Here is a 5,174-nt window from a genome sequence, read left to right as displayed (position 1 = left end):
GGCTGTCAGCGGATCTGTGGCACCATCTTCCGTCAGGCGGCAAGCTGAGGGCCCGACCGGCTCGCTGTACTTGGCTTTGCTCACGTCACCGCCCAGATGCGCGGCCAGAACGCCTAAACCATAGCAGCAGCCCATGAAGGGGTGATCCTGCGCCGTGATCTGCGGCATCAGGCCCATGACCGCGCCTTCGATCTTTGCGTCCAGTTCGGATTTCGTTGCGGGATCGTCGCTGACACAGCCTGGACCTCCGCCAACGATGACGCCTGCATAGTCCGTGACATCCAGATCGTCAGGCAGGTTCTCACAATCCAGCCGGATGCGATGGGATTGTTCGGGCGTCAGGCCGGTCTTGTCCAGAATCGAAGCGTATTCGGCGTCGGATGCATCCGTTTCAGGGCGCAGTTGCAGGATCAAAAAGCGTTTCATGCTCTGCCTTTACCCGTCACAGCGGCCAGAAGACAAGGATGGCAGGGATGGAAACCGCGATGATCAGCACCTCAAGCGGCAGGCCCATGCGCCAGTAGTCACCGAACCGATAGCCTCCGGGCCCCAGAACCAGCGTATTGTTCTTGTGCCCGATGGGCGTGAGGAAGGCGGCCGAGGCCGCTACGGCAACCGTCATCAGGAACGGGTCGGGTGAAACCTCGAGCGTGCGGGCCATTTGTATTCCGACCGGCGCGGCGACAATGGCGGTGGCGGTGTTGTTCAGCACATCCGACAGGGTCATGGTGACGACCATCAACACAGTCAGGATCGCCCAGGCGGGCAGGCCATCGGTCAGTCGTATCAGCGCATTTGCGATCAATTCAGTCCCGCCAGAAGTCTCCAAAGCACTGCCGAGCGGGATCATCGACCCCAGCAGTACGACCACCGGCCATTCGATGTGATTATATATGTCGGCAATCGGCATGATCTTGGTCAGCACATAGGCGATGACCACTAATCCCAAGGCTATGGGCAGATAGATCAACCCAATACTCGCGGCCAACACGGCGGCAGCAAACAGGCCGATGGCAAGCCACGCCTTATCATTGGCTGTGACGTTCAGCCCACGTCCGGCAAGGGGCAGGCAACCCAACCATTCCGTTACATCCGCCGCCCGGTCGCGCGGGCAGAGCAGTAGAAGAATATCGCCGGGTTCAACCTCGGTTTTACGAACCTGTTCGGTGATCCTCTGACCCTGACGCGAGATGCCCATCAGCACTGTGCTTTGCCGCCAGGCCAGTCCAAGCCCTTGTGCGGTGCGTCCGGTGATGCGGGCGCTTTCCGGTACGACCACTTCGATGACGTCCAATCCGTCACCCTCGGCCGTCAGCACTTCTTGCCGCCGCGTGTCCGAGAAGTCGAGGTTTAGTGCTGCGCGAAATTCGTCCAACGCCTCGGGCCGGGCTTCCAGAACCAGTGCGTCGCCTTCTTTCAACGTGGCATGGGCGGATCGTCCGTACCGCCGCTTGCCATCGCGGATCAGGCCGATGATGGCGACATCAGACTTTTCAGCGGCTTCATAAAGCTCGCTCACACGTTTGCCGATATGTGTCGAGTCCGGCGGGATGGTCAGTTCGGCGATATACTCGGCCAGCGCTTCCGACGTTTCGGTTTGCGGCCCGCGATTTGGGATCAGACGCCAACCTACAAGGGCGACAAAGGCAAGACCCGCAATCGCAGCCAGTCCGCCCACGGGCGCAAAATCGAACATATGAAACGGCTCGCCCAGCGTTTCCTGTCGGATCGACGCGATGATGATGTTCGGAGGTGTGCCGATCAGTGTCGCCATCCCTCCCAAAATGGTGGCAAAGCTCAGCGGCATAAGCGACAGACCCACTGAACGCCCCGCTTTTCGCGCAGTTTGAATGTCCACCGGCATCAGCAACGCAAGCGCGGCCACGTTGTTCATGAAGGCTGACAAGACTGCACCGATCCCGCCCATCAAGGCAATATGCGCGCCCAGCCCACGTGAGGCATCAACCAATGTGCGGGTGATCATGAACACCGCCCCGGACCGGACCAACCCGGCAGAGACGACCAGAACCAGCGCAACGATGATGGTGGCCGGGTGGCCGAACCCTGCAAAAGCGTCGTCAACTGGCACAACACCCAACACAACACCGATCATCAGCGCAGCAAACGCCACAAGGTCGTAACGAAACCGACCCCAAAGCAGCATTCCAAAAACCGTAACGAATAGCGCAAAAAGAATAATCTGATCTGTCGTCATACAGTCACCATAGTCCCAGCCTCGCAAGGAGCAAGTCGCTCTCTTGATCCTGCCCCCTGCAAACGTCTATATGAGCGCCGAACACGTAATCACGATGACGAGGACGCACCATGGCAGGCCACTCCAAATGGGCCAATATCCAGCACCGCAAGGGACGTCAGGACGCCGCGCGGTCCAAACTGTTTTCCAAACTGTCGAAAGAGATCACAGTGGCCGCCAAGATGGGCGACCCCGATCCCGACAAGAACCCGCGTCTGCGTCTGGCGGTGAAAGAGGCAAAGTCGAACTCGGTCCCCAAGGACGTGATCGACCGCGCAATCAAGAAATCGGTGGCCGGTGAAGGCGACGAATACGAAGAAATCAGGTACGAGGGTTACGGCCCGAACGGTGTCGCGGTGATCGTCGAGACCATGACAGATAACCGCAACCGCACTGCCTCGACCGTGCGCTCGACCTTTTCCAAGAACGGCGGAAATCTGGGCGAGACCGGTTCGGTCGGGTTCATGTTCGACCGTAAGGGCGAAGTTGTCTATCAGGCGGATGCCGGCGATGCGGATACGATCTTCGAAGCCGCGATCGAGGCGGGCGCCGAAGATGTCGAAAGCTCGGAAGATGGCCACATCATCTGGTGCGCCGATACTGATCTGAACGATGTGTCGAACGCACTGGAAGAAGCGCTGGGTGAATCGGAATCCACGAAACTGGTCTGGAAACCCACAACCACGACCGAGTTGGGTCTGGAAGACATGCAAAAGCTGATGAAGCTGGTCGATGCGCTGGAAGACGATGATGATGTGCAGCGCGTTACAACCAACTTCGAAGCCACGGACGAAGTGATGGCTCAGCTCTGAGCTGATAAAGATCTTGATTAAGAAACCCGGCCCAGCGTGCCGGGTTTTTTTGTATTTTCGGGCAGAGTCTAAGAGTTATTGGCTGAAACCTTCCAAGCGCTTAGGCTGGGGTAACGGTGAATATCTGGGAAGGCGCACTTTACAAGCCCATGACGGACGTGACCTCTGATACGGCCAAGCGCAATGTTCCCGTTCTCACGGGGCAGAGTATTGTGTCTCAGGTTGCATGGACTCTTGGCAGCCCATCGGTGGTATTGCCGTTTCTGGCGGTGTCTTTTGAACTGCCCATGTTTGTGGCAGGCGCGCTGGTTTCGGTGCGGATGGTTGGAAGCATGATTTCCGATTTCTTTCTTGCGCAATCCATCGCAGCCAAACCGCAAAAGAAGCGCGCGATTGCCATAACCGAGGCCGTTATCGGCGCCTGTCTTGTCCTGGCAATGGCTGCAGCCGCGACCGGCGTCGTGCCTTTGATCGCCGTAGTCTTCGTTTCAGTCTTTTTTGTAATCGGTCTGGTGGACGAGGTTCAGAACCTGATGTTCACCGATCTGCTGGGCGATCATGTCCATTCCCGATCGCGCATGGTGATGCACTATTTGCAGCTCGGCGGAGGTGGATTATGTGCCATTGGCCTTGCATTGCTGGTGCATCAGATCACCAAGGAAAATCCACCCTTTTCCCGCCATTCCACAATGATTGGCGTGTCTGTTGCGTTCTTTCTGCTGTCGGGGCTGCTGATGTTGGCGATGACAGAGAACGCACGCTCTTCCGCACCAGCAAAGCCGACTGAAACCAAAAAAAGGTTGTCGCTCAGGTCCAATGTTCAAGGCATCCTGGGCATGTTCGAGCAAGCTTGGTTTCGGCGTTACATGGTCATGCGTATCCCTTTGGTGGCTGTTTCACTCTCGGTCCCGTTTTTCGCGCTTATCGCGGCGGAGGCGCATCACAGTTCGGCGAAAGGTCTGACTGCGATGATCGTGTCTTCCGCCTCGGGGTATTTGGTTTCCGGGCCCCTGTGGCAAATCGTGAACATGAAGTCTCATCGTGCGGTCATGGTGGTTGGAACTTTGATGGTGGCAGCAACCGGAAGCGTTCTTCTGGCGTTCCACTATTTGGGCATCGATCACGAGGTCCATCTGCATGCCGTCGCGCTTTTTGTTGTCACGGTTGCAGTGACTGGGATCAGCAGCGCGCGCAAACTTTATTTCCTTGATGTCGCGCCCAAAGAACAACGCGTGCAGGGCTCTGCCGCGATCAAGTCGTTCACACGATTGTTTGCGGTTCTGCTTTCGGCGGCCTTGGCCGCTGTCGCGCATATGCACGAGGTCGTCTTGGCGGTCGGCTTCATCGTTGCCGCCAGTCTGGTGGCCTGCGCGACATGCTATCGCATGATGTCACCCGTACAGAACGATGCGCCCCATTCGCAGGGGTAACGTAGGTTTTTCAGAAGAAAGAAGAAATCTCCTCCAACGGCTTCTTCAGCTTTGCTACGGCAGGCACTGTGGCGGTTTCTGAAGGGTGACCAACTGCAATGATCATTGTCGGTTTCTCTGATGCGGGTCTGTCCAGAGCCTCGTTCAGAAACCGCATCGGATTCGGGGTATGGGTCAGGGTGCTGAGGCCCGCGTGATGCAGCGCAGCCAGCAGAAATCCGGTGGCAATGTTCACGCTTTCCGGCACGTAGTAGTTCTTGTACCGCGTCCCATCTTCGAAGTGTCCCCAGCGCTGGGCGAACACCACGATCAGCCAGGGTGCTATGGTCAGGTGTTCTTTGACCGCGTTGGTGCCGATGGGTTCCAACGCTTTGATCCATTCGTCACTTGCGCCGCCTGCGTAGAACCGGCGCTCCTCTTCCTCGGCTTCCTCGGCTTCCTCGCGAATGCGCTGCTTCAGGTCAGGGGCCGAGATCGCGGCAAAGTGCCAGGGTTGATGATTGGCGCCAGACGGCGCGGTGCCCGCCGTGCGCAGGCATGTTTCGATCACAGAGCGGTCCACGGGGCGGGGGCTGAAATCCCGCACGGTATGGCGCTGGCGCATCTTGTCATAGAACTCTTGTGCGGCACTCTGCATGTCTTCGTCGCTGATCTCGGATCGGTCCGGCAGGGGAATGG

5 protein-coding genes are annotated in these 5,174 nt (G+C 57.9%); 2 read left to right on the top strand and 3 right to left on the bottom strand.

The features are described 5' to 3' along the window. Positions 1-426, bottom strand: a 426-nt coding sequence (locus tag AC2FNU_RS23935; RefSeq protein WP_496793752.1) for a glutamine amidotransferase-related protein, incomplete at its 3' end; no start/stop codon positions are given. 16 nt (positions 427-442) lie between these two features. Next, positions 443-2,215: an SLC13 family permease gene (locus tag AC2FNU_RS23930; RefSeq protein WP_496793748.1), complete on the bottom strand. Its 1,773-nt coding sequence runs from the start codon at positions 2,213-2,215 to the stop codon at positions 443-445. A 110-nt stretch (positions 2,216-2,325) separates the two neighbouring features. Here AC2FNU_RS23930 and AC2FNU_RS23925 point away from each other — a divergent pair, with 110 nt between their 5' ends. Together AC2FNU_RS23925 and AC2FNU_RS23920 are read left to right on the top strand one after the other, a co-directional pair. Then, positions 2,326-3,066, top strand: coding sequence for a YebC/PmpR family DNA-binding transcriptional regulator (locus tag AC2FNU_RS23925; protein WP_170352472.1), 741 nt, complete (start codon positions 2,326-2,328; stop codon positions 3,064-3,066). Between the two features lie 116 nt (positions 3,067-3,182). After that, entirely contained in the window at positions 3,183-4,496 is a 1,314-nt protein-coding gene (locus AC2FNU_RS23920; protein WP_496793742.1) for a permease, read from the top strand. A 10-nt stretch (positions 4,497-4,506) separates the two neighbouring features. Here AC2FNU_RS23920 and AC2FNU_RS23915 read toward each other — a convergent pair whose 3' ends face one another. After that, positions 4,507-5,172, bottom strand: coding sequence for a nitroreductase family protein (locus tag AC2FNU_RS23915; RefSeq protein ID WP_496793740.1), 666 nt, complete (start codon positions 5,170-5,172; stop codon positions 4,507-4,509). Between the last annotated feature and the right edge of the window lie 2 nt (positions 5,173-5,174).

The organism is Ruegeria sp. BHSB064, from assembly GCF_059613205.1.
The sequence above is the reverse complement of the archived record's forward strand: the minus strand, read 5'-3'. Positions and strand labels throughout refer to the sequence as shown.